Origin of the sequence: Brachybacterium sp. SW0106-09 (assembly GCF_001293905.1) — a bacterium.
GTDB lineage: Bacteria > Actinomycetota > Actinomycetes > Actinomycetales > Dermabacteraceae > Brachybacterium > Brachybacterium conglomeratum.
Genome location: NZ_BCAK01000001.1, coordinates 226,869 through 250,262 on the forward strand (window position 1 = coordinate 226,869; position 23,394 = coordinate 250,262).

General features: G+C 69.9%; 23 protein-coding genes and 1 tRNA gene. 6 read left to right on the forward strand and 18 right to left on the reverse strand.

Going from position 1 to position 23,394, the window contains the following annotated elements:
* Nucleotides 1-24: 24 nt before the first annotated feature.
* Nucleotides 25-822 (reverse strand): transglutaminase family protein, encoded by a 798-nt coding sequence (locus tag Y09_RS01020; RefSeq protein ID WP_234695591.1) that lies wholly within the window; start codon nucleotides 820-822, stop codon nucleotides 25-27.
* Nucleotides 823-1,037: 215 nt separating this feature from the next.
* Between Y09_RS01020 and Y09_RS01025 the strand changes: the two genes are divergently transcribed.
* Genes Y09_RS01025 through Y09_RS01035 form a run of 3 tightly spaced genes read left to right on the forward strand, consistent with a single transcriptional unit; the run spans nucleotide 1,038 to nucleotide 3,888 of the window.
* Entirely contained in the window at nucleotides 1,038-2,183 is a 1,146-nt protein-coding gene (locus Y09_RS01025) for a Gfo/Idh/MocA family protein (RefSeq protein ID WP_053915803.1), read from the forward strand.
* Nucleotides 2,184-2,227: 44 nt separating this feature from the next.
* A complete protein-coding gene (locus Y09_RS01030) occupies nucleotides 2,228-3,229 on the forward strand; it encodes a sugar phosphate isomerase/epimerase (RefSeq protein WP_053915804.1) in 1,002 nt (333 codons plus the stop codon).
* On the forward strand, nucleotides 3,226-3,888 hold the full coding sequence (locus tag Y09_RS01035; RefSeq protein ID WP_053915805.1) for a TIGR03085 family metal-binding protein: 663 nt from the start codon (nucleotides 3,226-3,228) through the stop codon (nucleotides 3,886-3,888). The genes Y09_RS01030 and Y09_RS01035 overlap by 4 nt, the downstream gene beginning before the upstream one ends.
* Before the next feature lie 82 nt (nucleotides 3,889-3,970).
* On the opposite strand, the gene Y09_RS16700 is transcribed toward Y09_RS01035, so the two are convergent.
* From Y09_RS16700 to Y09_RS01045, 3 genes are all read right to left on the reverse strand, one after another.
* Nucleotides 3,971-5,875: a DUF4365 domain-containing protein gene (locus tag Y09_RS16700; RefSeq protein ID WP_159419625.1), complete on the reverse strand. Its 1,905-nt coding sequence runs from the start codon at nucleotides 5,873-5,875 to the stop codon at nucleotides 3,971-3,973.
* 74 nt (nucleotides 5,876-5,949) lie between these two features.
* Nucleotides 5,950-6,102 (reverse strand): hypothetical protein, encoded by a 153-nt coding sequence (locus Y09_RS17405; RefSeq protein WP_159419626.1) that lies wholly within the window; start codon nucleotides 6,100-6,102, stop codon nucleotides 5,950-5,952.
* 796 nt (nucleotides 6,103-6,898) lie between these two features.
* Nucleotides 6,899-7,918 carry a methyltransferase gene (locus Y09_RS01045; protein WP_053915807.1) on the reverse strand — a complete coding sequence of 340 codons (1,020 nt, stop codon included), beginning with the start codon at nucleotides 7,916-7,918 and terminating at the stop codon, nucleotides 6,899-6,901.
* Between the two features lie 93 nt (nucleotides 7,919-8,011).
* On the opposite strand from Y09_RS01045, the gene Y09_RS01050 reads away from it, so the two are divergent.
* Nucleotides 8,012-8,803 (forward strand): ParA family protein, encoded by a 792-nt coding sequence (locus Y09_RS01050; protein WP_010551525.1) that lies wholly within the window; start codon nucleotides 8,012-8,014, stop codon nucleotides 8,801-8,803.
* 212 nt (nucleotides 8,804-9,015) lie between these two features.
* Here the strand turns inward: Y09_RS01050 and Y09_RS01055 are convergent, their stop codons facing one another.
* From Y09_RS01055 to Y09_RS01080, 6 genes are all read right to left on the reverse strand, one after another.
* Complete coding sequence (locus tag Y09_RS01055; RefSeq protein WP_010551524.1) at nucleotides 9,016-9,600, reverse strand: MerR family transcriptional regulator; 585 nt, start codon at nucleotides 9,598-9,600, stop codon at nucleotides 9,016-9,018.
* A gap of 143 nt (nucleotides 9,601-9,743) precedes the next feature.
* Nucleotides 9,744-10,388 (reverse strand): MerR family transcriptional regulator, encoded by a 645-nt coding sequence (locus Y09_RS01060; RefSeq protein ID WP_234695592.1) that lies wholly within the window; start codon nucleotides 10,386-10,388, stop codon nucleotides 9,744-9,746.
* A gap of 52 nt (nucleotides 10,389-10,440) precedes the next feature.
* Nucleotides 10,441-10,884, reverse strand: coding sequence for an FHA domain-containing protein (locus tag Y09_RS01065; protein ID WP_053915881.1), 444 nt, complete (start codon nucleotides 10,882-10,884; stop codon nucleotides 10,441-10,443).
* Nucleotides 10,885-11,009: 125 nt separating this feature from the next.
* Nucleotides 11,010-11,762 carry a DUF881 domain-containing protein gene (locus tag Y09_RS01070; RefSeq protein ID WP_053915809.1) on the reverse strand — a complete coding sequence of 251 codons (753 nt, stop codon included), beginning with the start codon at nucleotides 11,760-11,762 and terminating at the stop codon, nucleotides 11,010-11,012.
* Complete coding sequence (locus tag Y09_RS01075) at nucleotides 11,759-12,091, reverse strand: small basic family protein (protein ID WP_010551520.1); 333 nt, start codon at nucleotides 12,089-12,091, stop codon at nucleotides 11,759-11,761. Before Y09_RS01075 ends, Y09_RS01070 begins: the two co-directional genes overlap by 4 nt.
* Nucleotides 12,088-13,047: a DUF881 domain-containing protein gene (locus tag Y09_RS01080; RefSeq protein ID WP_082358562.1), complete on the reverse strand. Its 960-nt coding sequence runs from the start codon at nucleotides 13,045-13,047 to the stop codon at nucleotides 12,088-12,090. The genes Y09_RS01075 and Y09_RS01080 overlap by 4 nt, the downstream gene beginning before the upstream one ends.
* Before the next feature lie 181 nt (nucleotides 13,048-13,228).
* On the opposite strand from Y09_RS01080, the gene Y09_RS01085 reads away from it, so the two are divergent.
* Nucleotides 13,229-13,302, forward strand: a tRNA-Pro gene (locus Y09_RS01085).
* Between the two features lie 75 nt (nucleotides 13,303-13,377).
* Here Y09_RS01085 and Y09_RS01090 read toward each other — a convergent pair.
* Nucleotides 13,378-13,905 (reverse strand): EamA family transporter, encoded by a 528-nt coding sequence (locus Y09_RS01090; protein ID WP_053915811.1) that lies wholly within the window; start codon nucleotides 13,903-13,905, stop codon nucleotides 13,378-13,380.
* A gap of 111 nt (nucleotides 13,906-14,016) precedes the next feature.
* Here Y09_RS01090 and Y09_RS01095 point away from each other — a divergent pair, with 111 nt between their 5' ends.
* Nucleotides 14,017-14,892, forward strand: coding sequence for a formyltetrahydrofolate deformylase (locus Y09_RS01095; RefSeq protein ID WP_053915882.1), 876 nt, complete (start codon nucleotides 14,017-14,019; stop codon nucleotides 14,890-14,892).
* Nucleotides 14,893-15,006: 114 nt separating this feature from the next.
* Here Y09_RS01095 and Y09_RS01100 read toward each other — a convergent pair whose 3' ends face one another.
* The 7 genes from Y09_RS01100 to Y09_RS01130 form a co-directional block, all read right to left on the reverse strand.
* Complete coding sequence (locus Y09_RS01100; protein ID WP_053915812.1) at nucleotides 15,007-16,413, reverse strand: NAD-dependent succinate-semialdehyde dehydrogenase; 1,407 nt, start codon at nucleotides 16,411-16,413, stop codon at nucleotides 15,007-15,009.
* Nucleotides 16,414-16,426: 13 nt separating this feature from the next.
* Nucleotides 16,427-17,632, reverse strand: a complete 1,206-nt coding sequence (gene doeA, locus Y09_RS01105; protein ID WP_053915813.1) for an ectoine hydrolase — start codon at nucleotides 17,630-17,632, stop codon at nucleotides 16,427-16,429.
* Nucleotides 17,632-18,891: an aspartate aminotransferase family protein gene (locus tag Y09_RS01110; protein WP_053915814.1), complete on the reverse strand. Its 1,260-nt coding sequence runs from the start codon at nucleotides 18,889-18,891 to the stop codon at nucleotides 17,632-17,634. Before Y09_RS01110 ends, doeA begins: the two co-directional genes overlap by 1 nt.
* 137 nt (nucleotides 18,892-19,028) lie before the next feature.
* Nucleotides 19,029-19,967 (reverse strand): SDR family oxidoreductase, encoded by a 939-nt coding sequence (locus Y09_RS01115; RefSeq protein ID WP_053915815.1) that lies wholly within the window; start codon nucleotides 19,965-19,967, stop codon nucleotides 19,029-19,031.
* 106 nt (nucleotides 19,968-20,073) lie between these two features.
* A complete protein-coding gene (locus tag Y09_RS01120; protein ID WP_053915816.1) occupies nucleotides 20,074-20,973 on the reverse strand; it encodes a carbohydrate ABC transporter permease in 900 nt (299 codons plus the stop codon).
* On the reverse strand, nucleotides 20,970-21,920 hold the full coding sequence (locus Y09_RS01125) for a carbohydrate ABC transporter permease (RefSeq protein WP_053915817.1): 951 nt from the start codon (nucleotides 21,918-21,920) through the stop codon (nucleotides 20,970-20,972). The genes Y09_RS01120 and Y09_RS01125 overlap by 4 nt, the downstream gene beginning before the upstream one ends.
* Complete coding sequence (locus Y09_RS01130; RefSeq protein WP_053915883.1) at nucleotides 21,917-23,311, reverse strand: extracellular solute-binding protein; 1,395 nt, start codon at nucleotides 23,309-23,311, stop codon at nucleotides 21,917-21,919. The genes Y09_RS01125 and Y09_RS01130 overlap by 4 nt, the downstream gene beginning before the upstream one ends.
* Nucleotides 23,312-23,394 lie beyond the last annotated feature (83 nt).

Genomic DNA, 23,394 nt, shown 5'->3' on the forward strand with positions numbered 1-23,394 from the left:
GCGGCGCAGCGGCGGGCCCTGTGCTCAGCGCAGCGCTCGCCGCTCCCCCGGCCGCTCCCGCGGCAGCTCCGGATCGACGACGGCGGTGACCTGGATGCCGGTGAGTGCGACATCCCCGGCGAGGGTGGTCATGAAGGCCGTGTCCGCGGCGTCCTGACCGGTGGCGATGCGCACCATGGAGGCGCGCGGCGCGAGACGCGTCGCGTCGACCACCAGCCACTCCCCGTCGACCAGCGCCTCGACCACGAGGTGGAAGTCCATCGGGCTCAGACCCGGCGCGTACACCGAGGCGCAGCGCGCCGGGATGCCCGCCGCGCGCAGCAGCGTCGCGGTGAGATGGGCGAAGTCCCGGCACACTCCGCGCCGGGCGACGAAGGTGCTGCGCGCCGAATCGGTGATCGTGCTCGACCCGGGCACGTAGTCCAGGTGGCCGTGCACCCAGTCCACGACCGCGTCGAGGGCCTCGATCCCCTCCCGCTGCCCCACGATCTCCCGGGCGCTGCGGGTGAGCTCGTCGACCTCGCAGTAGCGGGAGGGGCGCAGGTGCAGCACCGAGTCCGCCTCGAGCACCCGCGGCGCGGGCGCCTCGCCGATGCCGCGCGCGTCGTAGACGATCTCCACCTCTCCGCCGGGCAGGCCGTGCAGGAGGTGGAGGCGGCTGCCGAAGCGGTCCCGGGTCTCCGTCACCGGATGCTCGGCCCCGCCCGCGCGCACGCTCAGCGTCTCCTCCGCCGCCGGGGCGTCCGAGACCGCGACCAGCAGAGCGACGTCCGTCCCCTCCTGGACCTCGGCCCTCATCCACGCGCGCACATGACGTTCCATGCCCCCAGTCTCCGGCATCAGCGGATGTCCGGCGGGCGGCCGGCGCCTTTGCCCGGATGTGATCAGCGGCATAGGGTGGTCAGCGGCGCGTCATCGTTGCCCGAGCGCCGCGCGGTCGGGGCGAGGTCGACCCGGGCCCGGCGGCCACGCCGAGCACACCGCGCCCTCGCGGGCCCCTGCCCGCCGGCCACGACCCGTCGTCCGAAGGAGCCCCCGTGCCCGAGTCCCCCGCCCGTCCGCTCGGCGTCGCCCTGATCGGCTACGCCTTCATGGGGCGCGCCCACTCCCAGGCCTGGCGCACCGTCGGCGCCGCCTTCGACGTGCCGCCGATCGCACGCCGCGTGCTCGTGGGCCGGGACGAGCAGGCCGTCGCGGAGGCGGCCCGCCGCCTGGACTGGGAGGAGCACGCCACCGACTGGCGCGAGGCGATCACGAGGGACGACGTCGACATCGTCGACATCTGCACCCCCGGCTTCCTCCACGCCGAGATCGCGATCGCAGCGCTCGAGGCCGGCAAGCACGTGCTGTGCGAGAAGCCGCTGGCGAACGACCCGGCCGAGGCGGAGCGCATGGTCGAGGCCGCCCGCGCCGCGCGCGAGCGCGGACAGGTCGCGGCCCTCGGCCACACCTACCGGCGCGTGCCCGCCCTCGCCCACGCCCGCGACCTCGTCGCCGCCGGCCGGCTCGGCGAGATCCGCCAGATCCGCGCGTCCTACCTGCAGGACTGGCTCGTCGACTCGGAGGCCGGGATGACCTGGCGGCTGCGGAAGGAGACCGCGGGCTCCGGCGCGCTCGGCGACATCGGCTCCCATGCGATCGACCAGATCCAGTTCATCACCGGGCAGCAGGTCACCGCGGTGCGCGGCCGGCTCGCGACGATGGTCCCCGAGCGTCCGGGCCCCGACGGGCCCGAGCCCGTCACGGTCGACGATGCCGCCTGGGCCACCCTCGACCTCGACGGCGGGGCGATCGCGTCCGTCGAGGCCAGCCGCATGGCCACCGGTGCGAAGAACGAGCTGTCCGTGGAGGTGTACGGCACGAGGGGCGCGCTGCGCTTCGACCTCGAGCGCCTCGACGAGCTGTGGTTCCTCGACGCCACCGCACCGGTCGCCGAGCAGGGCTTCGCCAGGGTGCTCGTCACCGAGCCCGAGCACCCCTATCTCGAGGGCTGGTGGCCGCAGGGCCACATCCTGGGCTGGGAGAACGCCTTCACGAACCAGGCCCGCGACCTGCTGCTGGCCGTCCGGGACCGCGACCCCGCCGCCTACTCCCCCGACTTCGAGGACGGGCTCGCCCTCCAGCGGATCCTCGAGGCCGTCATCGCCTCCCACCGGGCCGACGGCGCGACCGTCCGCCTCTGACCCCTCGCACGCCACCCTCACCGACGAGAAGGAGCCACGCCGCCATGGCGCACCCCCACACCCTGTTCACCGGCCAGTGGGCCGATCTCACGCTCGAGGAGGTCGCGGAGCGCGCGGCCGGCTGGGGCTACGACGGACTCGAGATCGCCGTCTCCGGCGAGCACCTCGACGCGAGCCGCTGGGACGACGAGGCCTACATCGCCGAGCGGCTCGGGATCCTGGAGAAGCACGGGCTGAAGGTCTGGACGATCTCCAACCACCTCAAGGGCCAGGCGATCTGCGACGACCCGATCGACTTCCGCCACCAGGCGATCGTCGGCCCCGCCGTGTGGGGCGACGGCGATCCGGAGGGGGTGCGGCAGCGCGCCGCCGAGGACATGAGGAACACCGCCCGCCTCGCGCAGAAGCTCGGCGTGGACACGGTCGTCGGCTTCACCGGCTCGAAGATCTGGAAGTACGTGGCGATGTTCCCGCCCGTCGGCCAGGACGTCATCGACGAGGGCTACCAGGATTTCGCCGACCGCTGGAACCCGATCCTCGACGTCTTCGAGGAGTGCGGGGTCCGCTTCGCGCACGAGGTCCATCCCTCCGAGATCGCCTACGACTACTGGACCACGAAGCGCACCCTCGAGGCGATCGGGCACCGGGAGTCCTTCGGCCTGAACTGGGACCCCTCCCACTTCATGTGGCAGGAGATCGACCCGGTCTCCTTCATCACCGACTTCGCCGACCGGATCTACCACGTGGACTGCAAGGACATCCGGGTGCGCACCACCGGGCGCAACACCCGTCTCGGCTCGCACCTGCCGTGGGGCGATCCGCGGCGCGGCTGGGACTTCGTCTCCTTCGGCCGCGGGGACGTGCCGTGGGACGCGGCGTTCCGGGCGCTGCGCTCGATCGGCTACGATGGCCCGATCTCCATCGAGTGGGAGGACGCCGGGATGGACCGTCTGCACGGCGCGAAGGAGGCGCTCGAGCTTCTGCGCAGCCTGGACTACCCGGTCTCGGAGCAGTCCTTCGACGCGGCCTTCAGCAACCAGGCATGAGCCGCGTGCGCAGAGCCGGGGGTAGCGCCGGCGGAGACCGCGAGTGCGATGAGCGCGAGGCCCTCGCGGCGAGCTTCGCCGCGCTCGGCCCCGAGGCGCCGACGATCCTGCCCGGCTGGGACGCGGAGGACCTCCTGGAGCATCTCGTGCTGCGGGAGTCCGCCCCGCACCTGATCATCGGGCCGCGCCTGCCCGGGCCGCTCGGCCGACGGGCCCGCGAGGCGCGGGAGAGCCGGCGGGATCGCCCGTGGACGGAAAGGGTCGAGGACTTCCGGAGGGGCCCCGGCCCGCTCTCCTTCGCCGGACGGATGGACCGGCTGAGCGGCCAGGCCGAGCTGCTCATCCACCACGAGGACCTGCGCCGGGGCCGGCATGGCTGGGAGCCGCGCCGGCCGGATGCGGAGCGGGATCGGGCGGCGTGGCGGGCCGTGGGCCTGATGGCGCCGCTGGCGATGCGGATCCGGGCCGATGTCACGCTCGTCTCCCCGCTGGGCGGGCGGCGGCTGCGCTCCCGCGGCGCCGAGGGGAGCCTGCGCGTGCACGGCGAGCCGCTCGAGCTGCTGCTGTGGGTGACGGGCCGCGACGAGGTCGCGCGGGTGCGGATCCACGGGGACTCCGGCGGCAGGCGGGCGCTGGCGGCGGGGCGCCGGAAAGTATGAAGGGCACAATACGAGCCCCTCACTCCGCTACAAACTCGCCAACAAAATACCCATCGTGAATAGCACAGAGGAACTCACCGAATCAACTCTCCCTCGGGGGCCAATTTCTATCAATCGTTTCAGAATGCAGTACATTGTGCGCGTCCACGCCGCGCAACGTAAGAACCTCTTCCCTCTGCAAGACTCGCGAGAAGCAATCCTCAAACACGGAGAATAGATACTCATACTCGCCCTCCGTGAACAACACTCTAAAATCCTCCATGGCCGCTTGGGTGTCACTGCGATGAAAATTCAGCACACTGATGATTAGCGAAATCAGCTCAGCCTCCATATGCTCGCGAACTAGCGTTAAAGCCACGAGGATCCATATGGGATTGGCATGCTCAGTATGAAAGGCGACTAGCGCTACAAGGGTCGAAAAGTGGCGAGCATCGAAACGTCCACCATCGATTTCCTCTAGGAATTCACCTACCTGCTCAGCCTGAATTAGTTCCACCCCTTCGGCCTCCAGCAACTCTAGCGACCACAGCTTGAGTGCCCAGGGGGCTCGCTCTAGAGGTTCAAGTTCGGACACGGCTCCTCTGAGGAGCGTGATCGACTCCGAACAATTCCCCCCGAAAGCCAGCGCGTCTGCGCGGCGAGCGTTAACCCGCTGCAAGTCAGCGGGAATCGAATCCTGCTTCATCAAATCAGCGGCTCTGCGATACGATGCCGCAGATCGGGAATACAGTTTAGCTTCGAATTGGGCACCAGCGAGTTCGGCTTGAAAGTACGATTCAGTTTCATAGGCGGCTCGAAGCAGCTTTGCCTTCTCATATGCCTCTAAAGCGCCGGGGTAGTCGGACCGCACATTTAACAGGAAGTTACCGAGAGTATAGGCCATAGTGGCCGCCCCAACGGAGTCGACCTTAGATTGTCGATCCACGGCGTCACTTAACGCCAGAAGAGACCTGTCATCCAGGGGTCTATGGACGCTCCCTTCGGACGAAATCATTAGACTGATGTAGAAAAACTCATGCAAAGACTTACCGGGATCCAGATCGCGAACAATTTCTGGAAAGAATCCGCAATCGCCAAGACGTGCCGCCGCACGGATAAGCGGCTGAATCAGTTCATAGTCCGTCTCATTCCAGTTATAAGACGTCGTGCGCGCGAGAGTGATCGCTGGTGCATCAATTCCGCAGCGCGCCAGTGTCCTGCTTACAAGTGTGAGAACAAAATCGGCGACGGTTCTGGAGTCAGCTTCAGAGAGATGGGCCAGACGGGATCTTGCAGTCGAGATCGAAAGATCCACAGACACCTCGACGTCAGTGAGTTTCACGTGCATTATTGCAGACTCATGATCGTCACACCAATAGAGGGGGGCTCCAGCGGAATGTATTGCGCTCTTTAGAAAACTTACCACCATTCGATGCTTCGGTGAGGCGTCAGTTTCGCAGTGGATTCCCAACGAATCGAGCCGGTGTCGAATGGAAACGCGACGAAATCGTTCAACTTCCTGTCGCACCCTTTGGAAATCATTACTTCTTAAAGCATCTTGGGGTGCCCAATTGACCGTAAACGTGGCTTGCAAATCAGATGGGGCAGGAAAATCAAACGAATGCAACCATTTGGCTCGCACCTCTCCCTTCGAATCATCTGAGGTGAAGTGCACTACAACAAGGAGGACGGGCTCAAAAAGATTAGCGAGATGCTGAAGAGTCGCAGTCCTCATCTGCACCGAAATTGACCCGTCAGCGTTCTTCGCCACCGCAGTACCTTTCAATTGTACTGCAAACGTGTCTCCCGTTGCTAACCAGTCTTCGGACCCTTCGGGGTGATCATCCTTGTCGAATATCTCAACGCGAAGATCCACTCCATAGTCGACGCCAGTACTTTCTCTTGTTTCCCAGTACGAGGGAAGCTCTTGCTCAAACCGGCGCCGAGACCTTGCTTCGGTGACATGATTCGATGTGCGAAGAGGGTATTCATTCCTATCGTTGCTCATTTGTAGCCCCACGAATTTTCTCGAGTTGTCGATACATGGCCGGTAGAAATGTATTGGTAGTTTCCGGCCGAGCTTCAGGTCGCCAAACTGCCGATCAGGTTCATCATGGTCTCGTACCCGGCGGTAGTCAACAGTCCCATCCGCGGCTGAAACGCGGCATCGGCGGTAGCCCGCACGGCCCAGGTAAGCTTCGCGATCGGCAGGTCCGAGCGGGCCCGCCATTGCATGCCGTCCTGGGGTTCATCCGCGCAGGAGGGAGGAGGGCGCTCCATTGACGCACCGCGTATGGCAACACCGGCCCTTCCCATGGACCCGAGTAGGGGATCACGGTCCAGTGCGCACGGCTCTGTTGTGGTCGAATTTGCACCTCAAGACCTAAGGTCCTCCGTTTGCGCCACCGCTGCTAGAGTTGACGGTAGAGATTCGGCACTCTTTGATATTCGAGATGCGGGAATGCCAATGGCGAGGACTTCACTTGCGTATCGGTACAGCGGTTTTGCGCCGCTTTTGGCCGCGAAAGAAAGACGGCAATCCGAGTAAGAACGCCGTTTAGCCGCTCAGGTAGCCAGTTCTCACGACACTGGTCACGAGCTCGGTAGCCTCTTCTTGGATCTCGCCTTGGTGGAAACCCTCTTCGACGCACGGCTGGTTCATTTGGCGCGTCAATCACGACAATATAATCCCGGAACTCTTTCGGTAGCTTCAAGAGTCTCTGGACAGGTTCACATCGCCTTGCCGTACGGACGACGCCGTCACCAAATTCTCAGAAATACCTAACGGCAAGGTGCGTATCGTTCCCTGCGACACTCTCCAACGCGACAGATCATGCGCCACCTCCCGAACATCACTGCGTGGCTCGCCGGGGCTACATGCTCCAGGTGTCGCACCTTCACATAGCCAGACGCTGTTGGTCAGTAGGCCGAATCGTCGCAAGGGCGTGCGTCCTAAGCATCATTCGGTTCAGTTCCTACGACGCGGCATTAAACGGTGTGTCAAGTCACGAGATACCCGTCGGTCAGACGCTCAGCGCTCGAGCAGGAACAGTCGCGGGTGGTGGCCCTTCTGGAAGAAGCGGTGCTCGCCGACGCGCCGCCAGCCCGCGGCGCGCTGCTCGAGGACGCGCTGCATGCGGGTGATCTCGTGGGTCAGCACCCCGAGCCGGGCGCTGGGCGCGGCGAGCTCCGCGGCGCGCTCGAGCAGCGCCGCGAGGAGGCCCTCGTTGCTCTCGTGCTCGCCGTGGAGGGTGCCCCAGGGCGGGTTGGTGACCAGGCGGGTGAAGCCTCCCTCGAGCTCCGCGGTCAGCACGTCGCCCTCGACCCAGTCGATGCGGCCTCTGCGCCGGGCCGCGCGCTGGTGCCGGCGTGCCGCGTCCAGCGCCGCGGGATCGAGGTCCACGCCCACGGCGCGGGCCGGTGCCGCCCGGTGCAGCTGCTCGACGAGGAAGGTGCCCGAGCCGCAGGTCATGTCCAGGAGGGAATCCTGCGCGCCGACGTCCAGGAGGTCCAGGACGGTCGCGGCGATGGTGGCGTTGACGGCGCCGGGGTAGTCGACCTCGCGCCATGCCCGGGTCGCGAGCGGACGCGGCGTGGTGCGCAGCAGCACCTGCCAGGTCCCGGGCGCGGCGCCGCGGCGCACCCGGGCGACGAGGTCCCCGTCGGCGTCGTCGATCGGGAGATCGGCGAGCTCGGCGAGGGCGGTGGCCAGGCGTCGCATCTCCGGCGTCCCGGCGCCCGCCGCCTCCAGGCGCAGACCGTGGAACACCTGGTGGGGCCGCTGTCGGCGCAGGTCCTCGAGCAGCTCGGCGAGGCGCTGCTGCACGGAGGTCTCCAGCAGCTCCCGGGGGCGGCGCGCGGGGACCGTGAGCGAGGTCGAGGCGGCGACGACGCGGCGCAGGGAGCGGATGGCGTCGAGATCGTCGGTGCGCAGCGCCAGCTCCGTCGCGGAGACGGTGCGCACGGGGCCGAGCTCGCGAGCCTCGGCGAGGGCGCTGGCGGCGCATCCCTCGAGCACCTCGAGCACGAGGTCGTGGGTCAGCTGCGTCATCGGGGTCCCTCCGGGGGCGGGGTGCGGGTGGCCACGGCAGGTTACCGCTCGTCGCGGCACCGAGGTGCCCGCCCGGGTCGGTAGACTGCGGGGGTGTTCATCGTGAGTGTGTGTTCCCTGAAGGGCGGCGTCGGCAAGACGTCCGTGACCCTGGGCCTGGCCTCTGCCGCCCTGCACCAGGGGGTGAACGCGCTCGTCATCGATCTCGACCCCCAGGGCGACTCGACGCTGGGTCTGCTCGGGGAGCCGGCCTCCACGCTCGACATCGCCGAGGTGCTCTCCTCCCCGCGCACGGAGACGATCGATCGCGCGATCATCCCCACGCCGTGGTCGAAGGACGCCGCCTCCCATCTCGACATCATCCCTGGCACCAGCCGATCTGCGGTGATGGACTCGCCCGCGCTGAACCAGAAGGACGTGGGGCGGCTGCACCAGGCGCTGGACAAGCGCACCCACCAGTACGACCTGGTCATCATCGACTGCCCGCCCTCCCTCAACGGGCTCACGCAGATGGCGCTGGCCGCCTCGGACCGCTCCCTCGTGGTGGCCGAGCCGGGCTTCTTCGCGGTCACCGCCGCGGACCGCGCGCTCAAGCTCGCCGCCGAGATGCACGAGGAGGGCATCGCCCCGCGGCTGCAGCCCCTGGGGCTCGTGGTGAACCGCTACCGTCCGCGCTCCGTGGAGCACCAGTACCGCCTGGCCGAGCTGCGCGACCTCTTCGGGGACTCGGTCCTGGACCCGGTCATCGAGGAGCGGGTGGGCCTGCAGCAGGCGCAGGGCGGCGCGGTCCCGCTGCACCGCTATGAGGGCGCCTCCGGCGCGCGCCTCACCGAGGACTTCGACGCGCTGCTGCGCACCGTGATGGACTCGCGCCAGAACTCCTGAGCGCTCCTCCCCCACGCGGCCCCGAGGACTGCGCGGGACCCGTCGGCCGCGGAGCTCGGCGCCCTCGCCGGGCTCCCCGGGCCCCCGTGAGCTCGGCGTCGCGCAACCCCAGCACGATCAGCGCACGAGTGACACGATCACCGCACGAGAGAACGGCGGGCCCCCTTCCCCGAGGGTCCCGCCGTTCTCGTCGGTGGTGGTGCGGGCGGCGCTCAGCCGGCCTGGCGGGAGCGGCGACGCGCCGCGAGCTCGTCCTGGAGGGCGAGCGCCGCATCGTCGGCCGGGTCGACGCCGGGCAGCACCGCGAGATCGTTCTCGACCTCGCGCCACACGCGGCCGACGGCGATGCCGAACACGCCCTGGCCGCCCTGGACCAGGTCGAAGACGTCCTCGGCGGAGGTGCACTCGTAGACGGAGGCGCCGTCGCTCATCAGGGTGATGCCGGCGAGGTCGTCGATGCCGCGCTCACGCAGCGCCGCGACGGCGATGCGGATCTGCTGGAGGGAGACGCCCGTGTCGAGGAGGCGCTTGACGACTTTGAGCACGAGGATGTCGCGGAAGCCGTAGAGGCGCTGGCTGCCGGAGCCGTGGGCCGCGCGCACGCCGGGCTCGACCAGGCCGGTGCGGGCCCAGTAGTCCAGCTGGCGATAGGTGATGCCGGCGGCCTTGCACGCGGCGGGGCCGCGATAGCCGAGCTCGCCAGGGGTGTCCACCACGTCGTCGAAGAGCACGCCCTGGGCGGGCTCTGCGGGGACGGTGGACTGCTCAGTGCGATCATCGCCTCGGGTGGCGTTCACGTCTACCTCCGGGTTCCGGCTCTCAGAGGGGGAAGGATGAGAGCGCCCGCCCAGAGTAGCGCGAAGTGCCCCCTCTCCGGTACCAACGCGCCGCGCGAAGGTCACGGAGAGGTGACGAGTGAGGTGCCAGGGGCCCGGTGCGCTCAGACCTCCCGCAGCTTCGTGCGCAGCATCGCGCCGTGCAGGGCGATCATCGACTCGCCGAGGTCGCGGGCGAAGTCCTCCGCCTCGCCGCGCGCCGCGGCGTCCCCCGCCCGGGAGCGGGGCCGGGCCACGGAGCGGATCATGTGCGCCTCCCGCTCGGCGGCGGTGCGCAGCATCACCAGGTGGCGCGGGTGCAGGCCCTCGTCGGCGAGGTCGCGGGCGGCGGTGACGATCTCGAGCTCGGTGGTGCCGTAGAAGAGCACGTCGTCCGTCAGGAAGCCGTACTGCTCCAGCTCGGCGAGGAAGTCCTCCTCCACCCCCGCCTCACGGACGAGGCCGCGCCGGTCCAGCCGCACCGGCTGGAGGGTGGAGCTGGGGCCGGGCCGGGAGGCGATCGAGGTGACCTCGGAGTCGACGCCGTGCTCGAGCAGATGCTCCTTGATGACCTTCAGCGGCCAGAACCGGTCCCGCTGCACGCGCAGCACGAACCGCAGTCGGTCCACGTCCTCGCGGCTGTACTTGCGATAGCCGGCGGGGGTGCGTGCGGGCGCGATGAGGCCCTCGGACTCCAGGTAGTGGAGCTTGGAGTGGGCGAGGTCGGGGAACTCGTCCCGCAGCATCTCGAGCACCTGGCCGATGCTCATGCGTGCGGCGGCGGTGGCGCCCGGCCTGCGCGAGGCGGCGGCCGGCATCGGGTCAGACCGCCCCGGGGAACGGGTGGTACGTCAGGCGGTACTTGCCGATCTGCACGTCCTGGCCGGCGTGGAGCCGCGCCTCGTCGACGCGGTCCTTGCCCACGTAGGTGCCGTTGAGCGAGCCGAGGTCGCGCACCAGGAAGCCGTCTCCGTCACGCACGAAGGCAGCATGCTTGCGGGAGACCGTGACGTCGTCGAGGAAGATCTCGCTCTTGGGGTGGCGCCCCGCGACCGTGGTCTCGGAGTCCAGCAGGAAGCGGGCGCCGAGGTTCGGGCCCTTCCGCACGATCAGCAGCGCACTGCGCGGGGGGAGGTTCTCGATCGCCCGACGATCCTGCGAGGACAGGCCGGGCTCGGCGTCCTCGAGGGGGTCGCTGGGAGAGATCGCGCTCAGCTTCGACGTGTGGTCGAGATTGGCGTCGTTCCACTCGGTGTTCCCTGACACCTCACACCCCTTCCTGGCCTGCTGCGACCCTGCGTCGTGGCGGTGCAGGCCGCCGCTGATCCATTCTCGCACGTCCATGGCGCCCACCGGGGGTTCCTTCCCTCCAGCACGTCAGGATTTGACGATCACTTGACCACCCGGGAGTGCTCGGGGGCGCTGAGGTCCACGGTCGCCTCGATCCGTACCTCGTCCTCGGCGGCCGCGGAGAGCGTCCCGCCGTCGCCCGAGACCGAGTCGGCCGCGCCGCCGGGGATCCGCAGCGCGGGCTCCATCACGGCGGGATCGCCGATCGCCTTCAGCGTGTAGGGCGCACGGATCGCCCGGCCGTCCACGAGCAGACCCCCGTCGGGCGCGGTGGTGATCGAGGTGGAGGCGACCACGCGCACGTCGCCTATCTGCACCACCTCGGCGCCGGCGTTGCGCAGCTCCTGCAGCACGCCCAGCAGGGTCGAGGCGCGCACGCCCTGCTCCGGGTCCGCGATCGAGACGACGATCCCGCGCCCCTGGGCGGGGGCGGTGCCGGCCAGGATCTCGAGGTCGGCGAGCCGCTGCTCGGCAGCGTCCTGCGCGGCGACGTCGCCCTCGCGTCCCGAGCGGAGGGTCTCCAGGGTGCGCTCGAGCTCGGCATTCTCGAGCTCGAGGTCCGAGGCGTGGCGGCCGGACTCGTCCAGCAGTCGCACCAGCTCCTGCTGCGTGGCCCCCTCGAGGGACTCGTCGTTGCGGCCCATCTGCGCGGCGATCGACACGCCGAGCAGGAGGCACAGCAGTCCCACGATCACCTGTGCGACGGTGGCCTGCGGCCGGAGGGTGTCCTTCAGCCTGTGCCACACGATCCGCTGCTGGTCGCGGCTGGTCGGGGTGCGGGTGCCGTCGCTCATGACCGGAACAGGAGCCGCCGGATCGCGGCCGCGTTGGAGAAGATCCGGATGCCGAGCACGACGATCACGGCGGTGGAGAGCTGGGAGCCGACCCCGAGCTGGTCCCCGAGGAACACCAGGAACGCGGCGATCAGCACGTTGAACAGGAACGAGGTGATGAACACGTGGGCGTCGAAGGCGCCGTCGAGGCTCGCGCGCAGACCACCCGCGAGGGTGTCCAGCGCCGCCACCACGGCGATCGGGAGATAGGGCTGCAGGCCGGCGGGGACGTCGGGCTGGACGACGACGCCCAGCACGATGCCCACCACCAGGCCGAGGATGGCGATCACGGGGTGTCCTCCTGGTCCTCGCCGCCCTCGGCGGCGCTGTCGGGGGTCGGGTCGCGGACGTCCGCGGGCGCGGACCCGGCGGGGTCCTCGAGCACGGAGGCCTCGCGCAGGGTGCCCTGGGCACGGGCGGGGGTGGAGAGCTCCTCCCCCGCCGTCCAGGTCAGGCCGATGCCGTAGCGGGTCGAGATCTCGGAGAGGTACTCGCCCGCCTCCGCCTCCTCGACCCCGGCGCGCAGCTGCTCGGGATCGCCGAGCGCGGTGATCTCGTAGGGCGGGGAGAGCGGGCGGAAGTCGACGAGCACCGCGGAGCCGGCGGTGCGGATCGCGGTGGTCTCGGTGACGCGCTGGCCGTTGACGGAGATCGCCTCGGCACCGGCGGCCCAGAGGCCGTTCACGGCGATCTGCAGGTCGCCGTCGGTCACCCGGTTCACGGTGCCCGGACCCACGCCGGGGCGGGAGGGCAGCGGAGCGGAGTCGTCGAGGGTCAGCTGCACGCCCGGGCCGGTCAGCGACACGCCGTAGCCCGCGCGCTCGTACTCGCCGATCCGCTCCGCGGAGCTGCCGTCGGCGGTGTCGAGGACCTCCTCCTGCGCCTCGAGGATCTCCTGCTCGAGGAGGGTGCGACGATCCTCGAGCAGGTCGGTCTCGGCGTGCACCTCGCGCACCTCCTCCTCGAGCAGCGCGCGGGGGCTGTCGGCGCCGGCGGCCTCCTGCCGCAGGTCGACCACGGAGACGGCGACCGCGAAGCCGAGCAGCACGGCCAGCAGCAGGGTGACGGCGCGCATCCGACGATTGTCGGGCGGCGTGGCCGACTCCAGCGGATGCTCGTCCTGCCGAAGCGGGTCGACCGAGTAGGGATCCGCGGTGAGAGCGCGCAGGAGGGAGGTCGGCGAGTACGGGGTCTCGCCGTGGGGAGTCGCGCGCCCCTCCCCCCGTCGCATCCGTCGCTCAGCCATGCCTGGAGTGTAGGAGCTGGGCGGGGCCGACGCGCCCGACGACCACCGCCCGGCGTGTCTATCCCATGGACGCCGCGGATCCGCGCTCCGCCACGGGTGCCGCAGGTCACGCCCCTCTCGATTCGCTCCAGCGCTCGGAGCGGGGTACTGTATTCCTCGGTCCTCCGGTGACGGAGGGTCTCGGGCTGTGGCGCAGCTTGGTAGCGCACTTGACTGGGGGTCAAGGGGTCGCAGGTTCAAATCCTGTCAGCCCGACCGAGAGAAGGCCGCCGACCAGTGGGAACACCGGTCGGCGGCCTTCGTCGTGTCCGGCCCTCGAGGCGCCGGCTGTCATGTGGTGGTCGCGACGTCGGGCACCGCCAGGGGCTCGACCTCCCGTCCCGAGGGCGCAAGGGCGAGGATCAGCAGCGAGAGGCCGATCCCGGCGATCCCGAGCCAGCCGAGCAGCGGCAGCCTCTCCCCGACGACGAGCACGGCCAGCACGGCCGCGACCGCCGGCTCGGCGAGGGTGAGGGTCGTCGCCGTGCTCGCGGAGATCCGGGTCAGGCCGAGGCCGAACAGCACGTAGCCGAGGAACATCGGCACGAGCGCCATGTAGGCGCCGACGGCGAACGCCTGCGGGGAGGCGAGCAGCGGGGCGCCGGTGAGCGCGAGCACGGGCAGGAGCGCCAGTCCGCCGAGCCCGAACACGGAGCCCATCGCCGCGGCGCGACCGACACCTCGGCCCATCAGGCGGTGCGCGCTCCGGGAGTAGAGCGCGTAGGTCGCTCCGGCGACCAGGCCGAGCCCCACGCCCGCCGTCGTGCCGGCCGTGTCGGCGGCGGCGTCGTGCATCGTCGCGGCGCACAGCACTGCCATGCTCGCCCGTCCGGTCCTCGTCGGTGCGCTGACCAGCCTATCCACCCGGTGCCGCTCGCCGTGGCGGACCCGTGCGCCGCACTCCCCGCAGCGCTCTCCTACACTCGGGCCATGACCTCAGCGCATCACTCCCCCTCCCCTGCCCGCCGCTACGTGATGACCTTCGCGTGCGAGGACCGCCCCGGCATCGTGCACGCGATCACCGGAGCGATCGTCGAGGCCGGCGGCAACATCGTCGAGAGCCGCCAGTTCGAGAGCGGCGACTCCCACCGCTTCTACATGCGCGTCGAGATCCTCACCGACGCGTCCCTGGACGAGGTGCGCGCCGCGCTCGCCGCACCGATCGAGAGCTTCGGGATCGAGGCGGAGGTCGACGAGGTGGGCCGCCCGGTGCGCACCCTCGTGCTTACCTCGAAGTCGACGCACTGCCTGAACGACCTGCTGTTCCAGACCTCGATCGGGAACCTCCCGATCGAGGTGCCGCTCGTGATCGCCAACCACGACACCCCGGCCCGGTACGCCGAGTTCCACGGCGTCCCCTTCGAGCACCGTCCCGTGACCTCCGCCGAGGAGAAGGCCGCCTTCGAGGACCGGGTGCGCGAGGCGGTCGTCGAGCACGACATCGAGCTCGTGGTCCTGGCCCGCTACATGCAGATCCTCTCCCCCGAGCTGAGCGCCGAGCTCTCCGGGCGCTGCATCAACATCCACCACTCCTTCCTGCCCGGGTTCAAGGGCGCGAACCCGTACCGCCAGGCCTACGCGCGCGGCGTGAAGCAGATCGGGGCGACCGCCCACTTCGTCACCGACGACCTCGACGAGGGCCCGATCATCGAGCAGGAGGTCATCCGCGTGGACCACACCCGCTCCCCGCAGGAGCTGATGGCGATCGGTCAGGACACCGAGGTGCGCACCCTGCGCGAGGCCGTGGGGCTGTTCGCGCAGCGTCGGGTCCTGCTGGACGGCTCGCGCACCATCGTCTTCCGCTGAGCGGCTCGGCACGGATCTCCGCCGCACCGCAGAGCACGACGGGATCCGCCGCACGTGACATCTCGAAGGGGCCGCACCGCGCGAGCGGTGCGGCCCCTTCGCGGTCCAGGTCCCTCAGCTCCGGGCCGGCCCCACCCAGACCTGCTGGGCGTTGACGAACTCGCGGATACCATGCGGGCCCAGCTCCCGCCCGTAGCCGGAGCGCTTGATGCCGCCGGAGGGCAGGCGCGGATCGGTCTTGACGATCCCGTTGACGCTCACCTGCCCCGCCTCGATCCGGCGCGCCATCGCCTCACCGCGGGAGGTCTCGGTCCAGATGCTCGCGCCGAGCCCGTACGGGGTGTCGTTGGCGAGGGAGAGGGCGTGCTCGGCGTCCTCGGCGACCATCACGGAGGCGACCGGGCCGAAGGTCTCCTCGGTGCAGGCGCTCATCCCGGCCTCGACCCCGGTCAGCAACGTGACGGGATAGTAGAAGCCCTCCCCCGTCGGCATCTCGCCGCCCAGGACGAGCTCCGCCCCCGCCTCGACGGAGGTGGTGACCTGGCGGTGGAGGTTCTCCCGCAGCTCGGCGCGGGCGATCGGGCCCACCTGCGTGGTCTCCTCGCGCGGGTCGCCGACGACGAGCGCCGCGAGCTGCGCGGCGAGCAGCTCGACGTAGCGGTCGTGGACGGGCCGCTCGACGATGACCCGCTTCGCGGCGATGCAGGACTGGCCGGCGTTGATGATGCGGGAGAGCGCGGCGACCCGCGCGGCCTCCTCGAGGTCGGCGTCCGCCAGGACGAGGCAAGGGTCCGAGCCGCCGAGCTCGAGCACGGCGGGCTTGATCTCGCTCGCCGCGATCGAGGCGACGACGGCGCCGGCCCGGTCCGAGCCGGTGAAGGACACCGCCTGGATGCGCGGGTCGCGGATCACCTGCTCGACGTCGGCGGTCGCGGCGTGGAGCGTCTGGAACACTCCCTCCGGGGCGCCGACGGCGCGGAACGCCTCCTCGATCGCGGCCGCGCAGCCGGGGACGTGGGGATCGTGCTTCATCACCGCCGTGTTCCCGGCCATGAGCGCGGGGGCGGCGAAGCGGAAGGCGAGCCAGAACGGGGCGTTCCACGGCAGCACCCCCAGCACGGTCCCCAGCGGCAGGTGCTGGACGTAGGAGGAGCTCGCGTCGGAGGCGATGTGCTCGTCGGCGAGATAGTCGGCGCCGTGGGCGGCGTAGTGCTCGGCCGCCCATGCCGCCTTGGCCACCTCGCCGCGGGCCTCGCCGATCGGCTTGCCCATCTCCTCGGTCATCAGCGGCGCAAGCTCCTCGACGTGCTCGCGCAGGTGGGCGGCGACGGCCTCCAGCAGCGCGGCCCGCTCCTCGAAGGAGGTCTCGCGCCAGGCGAGGAAGGCGCTGCGGGCGCGGTCGAGGACGGCGTCGATCTGTGCGGGCGTGGCGGCGGGCACCTCGCGGACGACGGCGCCGGTCGAGGGGTCGACGGCGGTGAGCGCCGTCCGGGGCGAGGCCTGTGTGCTCTGCGTGGTCATGGTGCTGCTCCTCTCAGGGCCGGGGCGTGCCGGCCGCGGCCGGGAAGGATCGGGCGGAGCTCTCGTGGACGGTGAAGTCCTCCGGGAGCGTGAGGAAGGAGGCGCAGCCGTCGGCGGTGATCCGGACGGTGTCGGAGATCCCGACGGTCTTGTCCCCGTCGACGCCCCACATCCAGGGGATGAGGTGGAATGTCATCCCCTCCTCGAGCGGCCGCTCGTCGCCCTCGAGGAGGGAGAGGATGTACCCCTCGTCCCAGGAAGGCGGGAAGGCGATGCCGATCGAGTAGCCGGCGCGGGTGGCGAGGCTCGCGCCGACGTCGTTGCTCTCGATCATCCGTCGGGTCAGCCGGTCCACCTCGGAGACCGTCACCCCCGGCCTCATCAGCGAGCGCAGCTCGGCCAGGGTGTGCTTCATGAGGTCCTGCGCGGAGCGCATCGAGTCCGAGAGCGCGCCGTTGACGACGGTGCGCATCATCGCGGCGTGATAGCGGCGGTAGCAGCCGCCCACCTCGAGGAAGACGTGCTCCCCGGGGCGGATCATGCGCCCCTCCCAGGTGGAGTGGCCGATCATCGAGCGGGGGCCGGAGGCGACATAGGGCATCACCGCCGGGAACTCCCCGCCCGCGCGGAACATCGCCGAGGCGATCGCGGCGGCGACCTCGTTCTCGGTGGCGCCGGACATGGCGGTGTGCAGGCCGGCGGCCATGCCGGCCTCTCCCGCGTAGGCGGCCAGCTGCATCACCTCGATCTCCGCCGGGGACTTGCGGATCCGCCCCTCCTCGACGATGCCGAAGCAGTCCACGAGGCCCTCGCCGAAGGCGTCGTGGAAGCGGTCCTGCTGGTGGGCGGGGAAGTAGTAGCTGTTTCGCTCGTAGCCCACCCGGGAGTCCGCCAGGCGCAGGTCGCGCAGGGTGGAGACCAGCTCGAGGATCGCGTCGCCCGAGTCGGGATAGGCGCGGGAGTGCTCTAGCCAGGTGCGGGAGACGACGTTGGACTCCTCGAGCGCGCGGGTGATCATCACCGGCTCAGCCTCCAGCGGCACGATCAGGGCCTGGAAGAAGGAGTACCCGGTGGTCTGGTGGTCGGTGAGGTACATCAGGTTCTCGGGGTCGCTGATGATCACCGCGTCCAGCTCCCGGGCCGCCATCCGCTCCCGCAGCTCCCGGACCCTCCGCTCGTACTCCTCCGGGGCGAAGGTCATGTCCTCGCGGCGGCGCATCACGCCTCCTCCAGCGCGGCGGCGATCGCCGCCTCGAGGATGCCCAGGCCCTCGGCGAGGTCGTCCGGCTCGATGATCAGCGGCGGGATCAGCTTGATGACCCGCCCGCCGCTGCCACAGGGGCCGAACAGCAGGCCGCGGTCGAAGCACTCCCGCTGCAGGCGCGCGTTCAGGGCCCCGTCGCCGGTGTCCAGGGCCTGCATCATGCCGCGTCCGCGCACCTCCCAGCCGCGGTCCGGGTGGGCGTCGGCGATCGCCTGGAGGCGGGCGCGCATCTGCTCGCCCTTCTCGAGGACCCCCTCGAGGAACGCGTCGTCGGTGAAGAAGTCCAGCGCCACCTTCCCGGCGACGAAGGAGAGGCCCTGTCCGCGGAAGGTGCCGGTGTGGGCGCCGGGGCTCCAGTGCCGATCCACCTCGGGCTTGTTGAGGTTCATCGCGATAGGGGTGCCGAATCCGCCGAGGCCCTTGGCCAGGGTGATGATGTCGGGGTCCAGGCCCATCCCGTCGAACGAGAAGTAGCTGCCGGTGCGGCCGATCCCCGCCTGGATGTCGTCGATGACGAAGAGCGCCCCGTGCTCGCGGGCGAGGTCCTGGACCTGGTGGAGCCAGTCCGGGCTCGCGACGTTGACCCCGCCCTCGGCCTGCACGACCTCGACGAGGAAGGCGGCCGGGGGCAGCAGCCCGCTCGAGGGGTCCTTCAGCGCCGCGGCGTACTCGGCCAGCGCCGTGTCCCCGCCGGGCGCGGTCTCGAACGGCAGGCGCAGGATGTTCTCCAGCGGCACCCCGGCCCAGCGGCGGAAGGCGTCGTTCGCGGTCGCGGCGAGCGAGCCCAGGGTCATGCCGTGGAAGCCGTGGCTGAACGCGACGATCTCACGCCGGCCGGTGGCGGCGCGGGCGAGCTTCATCGCGGCCTCCACGGCGTTCGAGCCCGTCGGCCCCATGAACTGCAGGCGGTGGTCCATGCCGCGCGGCGCGAGGACCACCTCGTGGAAGCGCTCGACGAAGTCGCGCTTGGTGGTGGTGTAGGTGTCGAGCGAGTGCGCGACCCCGTCGGCCTCGAGGAACTCGATCAGCGCCTTCTTCATCGCGGGATGGTTGTGGCCGAAGTTCAGCACCCCGGCCCCGGCGAAGAAGTCGATGTAGCTGCGACCCTGCTCGTCCACCTGACGCGCGCCGGAGGCGGAGGCGAAGACCGTCGGGTAATTGCGGCAGTAGCCGCGGATCTCGGATTCGTGGTTCTCGAAGACGACGGTGTCCATGGGAGACCTCTTCCTGCTCAGGAGGCGATCCGATCTCCGTGCCCGGGCGAGAGCTGAGATCGCCTCTCATGTCCTGTGCGGCCCGGTGTGATGACCCTCACAGGCGGAGAGGCTCCCCGTCAAGCGCGGCGCGCCGCTCAGAACACGGGGCGGCCTCCGGTGACCCCGAGCACGGTGCCGGAGACGTAGCTCGCCTCCTCGGGGCTGGCCAGGAACACGTAGGCCCCTGCGCACTCGGCGGGCTGCCCTGCACGGCCCAGGGGCGTGTTCGCCCCGAAGGCGACGTAGTCGTCCGGCACGCGCGTCGCGACGTTCAGCGGGGTCCAGATCGGCCCCGGGGCCACGGCGTTGACGCGGATACCGCGAGGCCCGAGATCCCCGGCGAGGTTGACGGTCAGGTTGTTGATCGCGGCCTTGGTCGCGGCGTAGTCCATGAGCGGCACGGACGGGTCGTAGCTCTGGATCGAGGAGGAGTTGATGACGCTCGCTCCGGGTCGGAGGTGCGGGGCCGCCTCCTGGGTGAGCCAGAACAGCACCTCGAGGTTCGTGGTGAGGGTGCGGCGCAGCCGTTCGGAGGTGATCCCCTCCAGGCCCTTCGGCTCGGCCCTGCCCCATTGGAAGGCCGCGTTGTTCACGAGCACGTCGAGACGGCCGAGCTCCTCGACAGTTCGACGAACGAGGGAGCGCGCATGCTCCTCGTCGCGGAGATCGCCGGGCAGCAGCAGGGCACGCCGTCCGGCGTCCTCGATCCACCGCCGGGTCTCCTCCGCGTCCTCCTGCTCCTCGGGGAGGTAGGCGATCGCCACGTCGGCGCCCTCGCGGGCGTAGGCGATCGCGACGGCCCGGCCGATGCCCGAATCACCCCCGGTGATCAGGGCGGCCATCCCCTCGAGTCGTGCGTGTCCGACGTAGCTGCGCTCGCCGTGATCGGGCACGGGGCTCATCGGTCCCGTCAGTCCGGGCGGCTCCTGGTCCTGCGGGGAGAAGGCCGGCTCGCCGCCGGAGGTCGAGAGCTGCTCGGCGCGCTCTGCCACTCGGGAGAGCACGCGGTCCTGGGACGGGTCCTGCTCGGTCACGGGAGCCTCCTGGGGCGGTGGGACGGATGCGGGACGCCCACGCTACCCACCACGGGCCCCGGCCGCCGAGGGCCCGAACGCCCGGTCGGTCCCGGACCGGGCCGGCTCAGCCCTTCACGCCGCCCGCGGCGGCGAAGCCCTGTCCGAGGTTCCGGCCCAGGAACAGGTACAGCACCACCACCGGCAACGAGTAGAAGATCGAGAACGCGGCGAGCTGGCCGTAGGCGACCTGCCCGTACTGGGAGGAGAAGGTGTACAGCGTCACCGCGGCGGGGAGCTTGTCCGGGCTGAGCAGCAGCATGAAGGGGACGAAGAAGTTCCCCCACATGGAGACGAAGGTGAAGATCGTCGCCACCGACAGGCCCGAGCGCATCAGCGGCAGCACCACCGACCACAGGGTGCGCAGCACCCCCGCTCCCTCGGTCCACGCGGACTCCTCGATCTCCAGCGGCACCCCGTCCATGAACCCCTTGGTGAGGAAGATGGCGTAGGGCAGGGAGCTCGCCCCGAGGAACAGGATCGCCCCGCCCATCGAGTCGATGAGGTTGACCTGCACGAACATCGAATAGACCGGGATCATGATCGCGGTGATCGGCAGACCGGTCGAGAAGATGATCGTCAGCAGCAGCGGACGCTTGGCGCGGAAGCGGTAGCGGGAGAGCGGATAGGCGCACAGCACCGCGGAGACCATGGTGAGGATCGTCGCGCCGCCGCACAGGATCAGCGAGTTCCCCAGCGGCCGGAAGGTCGTCTCCTCGTTCCAGATCGCCGCGTAGTTGTCCAGGCTCCAGCGCTCCGGCCAGGCCACCGACAGCGAGGCCTCGGTGTCGAAGGAGGCCAGCACCACCCACAGCAGCGGCACCAGGAACGCGATGCCGATCGCGGCCATGACGAGGTTGCTGGCGAGCTTCGTGCCGGCGGCGCGGGAACGTCCCTTCCGGGGTGCGGGACGAGCGGCCGACGCACCGCCCGCGGGGGCGGTCGTGGTCGTGGGAGCGGCGGTCATCGCTTGTCCTCCTCGGGCAGCAGGCGCAGGTAGGCGATCGAGGCCAGCGCCCCGATCAGCAGGAGCAGCAGGGCGACAGCGGTGCCGTAGCCGAGCTGCCCGTAGGAGAACGCCTGCTCGTACATGTACAGCGGCAGGGTCTGGCTCTGCCGGGCGGGGCCGCCGCCGGTCATGATGAAGATCAGTCCGAAGACCGACAGGGTCTGCAGGGTGGTCAGCATCAGGTTCGTCGCGATCGCGGGCCGCAGCAGCGGCACGGTCACCGAGACGAAGCGGCGCACGGGCCCGGCGCCGTCCAGCGCCGCGGACTCGTACACGTCCCCGGGCACGGAGCTCAGCGCCGCGGAGTAGACCAGCATCGAGAACGCCGCGCCGCGCCAGATGTTCGCGAAGGAGACCGCGATGATCGGGGCGCTGAACAGCAGCTCCTGCCCGGGCAGGCCGATCGAGGTGAGCAGGGTGTTCAGGCTGCCCTCGTCGGCGAAGAAGGTGTAGAGCAGGTAGCCGGCGACCACCTCGGGCAGGATCCACGCGGCGATCACGATCGAGGTGACCGCGAAGGTGACCAGCCGGTGCGAGCGCTCCATCAGCAGGGCCAGGCCCATGCCGAGCAGGTTCTGTCCGAGCACCGCGGAGATCAGCGTGAACACCAGGGTGAGGACGACCGAGTTCCAGAAGTCGCCGTCGGCGAAGGCGTCAGTGAAGTTCTGGACGCCGACGAAGCTCGTGTCGGAGGCACCGTCGCCGCGGATCGCGGAGTCGGTGAAGGCGAGGTAGAGCGAGTACAGGATCGGGCCGAGCATGAAGCCGAGCAACAGCAGCGCGGCCGGGAGCATCGGCACGGCGCGCATCGGCGAGAGCCCGTCCCCGAGCCGGGTGCGTCGGCCCCCGCGGCGCGGGGCGCCGGCCCCTGCGGCGGGGCGGGTGGTGGTGTCGGTCGCGGTCATCCCTGGGCCTCCTGCACGTTCTCGGGGCCGACGATGTCGCGCACCGTCGCGTCGTAGGCGGCGGCCGCCGCCTCGGGATCGCTCCCGGTGAGCACGGCCTCCATCGCCTCCTGGAGCGCGGAGGAGACCTCCGGATAGGCGGGCAGCGCCGGCCGGTAGTAAGCGGTGTCCAACAGGTTCGTGAAGTACTCGACCGCCGGGGAGTAGCTGAGGTACTCCTCCACCTCGGCGACGTCGTTGCGGACGGTGATGTGGTTGTCCGCGATCGCGTAGTCCACGAGGGTCTCGGTGGAGACCAGCGTCTCGAGGAAGCGGAAGGCCGTCTCGCGGTCGGTGACGTACTGCGGGATGGACAGGCCCCAGCCGCCGGCGAGGGTGACGGTGCCGGTGCCGCCGCCGTCCTGGGTGGGCATGTCCGCGAGCCCCACCACCTCGGGCCATTCGGGCCAGGGCCGGCCGGCGGTCTCGGTCCAGTTCTGCGAGATCCAGGAGCCGTCGATCAGCATGCCGAGCTTCGCGTCGGGCAGCAGGGAGGTGTAGATCTGCTCGGAGATGTTGGGGTCCAGCAGCTGGCCGAGGGAGGCGGTCAGCTCCTCGTCCACGACGGTCTTGAGGAAGGCGAGGGAGTCGATGAACCCCTGCGAGCCCAGCACCCACTTCTTCGTGTCCTCGTCGTACAGGCCGGTGCCGTCGCCCGTGCCGTACAGCAGCATCTCGAAGCCCTGCATCGAGGCCTTCTCGCCCTGCGGGGTGCCGGCGAACATGAAGAACGGAATCGCCTCGGAGCCCGAGTCCTTGATCGCGCGGGCCGCCTCGAGGATGTCCTCCCAGGAGGTGGGCTGCCAGTCGGCGGGCAGGCCCGCCTGCTCGAACACCCCGCGGTGGAACCAGATCGCACGGGTGTCGGTGGTGATCGGCACCCCGTAGACCTCCCCGTCCTCGCCGGTGACGGCCAGCTTGGACGCCTCGGCGATGTCGTCCCAGTGGTCCCAGCCCTCGACCAGGTCGGTCATGGGCTGGAGGTATCCGGCCCCGACGTCGGACAGGAGGATGAAGGAGTCCTCGTAGACGAGGTCCGGGCTGGTCCTCGGGGAGCTCATCAGCAGCTCGTTCTTGGTGAAGTAGTCGTTCTCCGAGGCGACGATCGGCACCAGGTCGATCACCAGCTCCGGGTTCTGCGCGGAGAACGTCTCCGCGGCGCGCTCGATCCACTCCTGCTTGATCGTGTTGGAGCCGAACTGCTGGAAGGCGATGCGCAGGGTGCCCGCGTCACGCCCTCCTCCGGAGCAGCCGGCCAGCGAGGCCAGCGGCAGCAGGGCGGCGGCACCCGCGGTGAAGCGCAGGAAGGACCGGCGGTCGGTGCCTGTCCGTGGGGAAGGGTTCGGGGCCACGAAGACCTCCTCGTCGACGTCTCTCAGGCCCTGAGAGTAGCGGGTGAGACCCGTCACGCCGGGAAGACCGTGCGCCCCGGCGC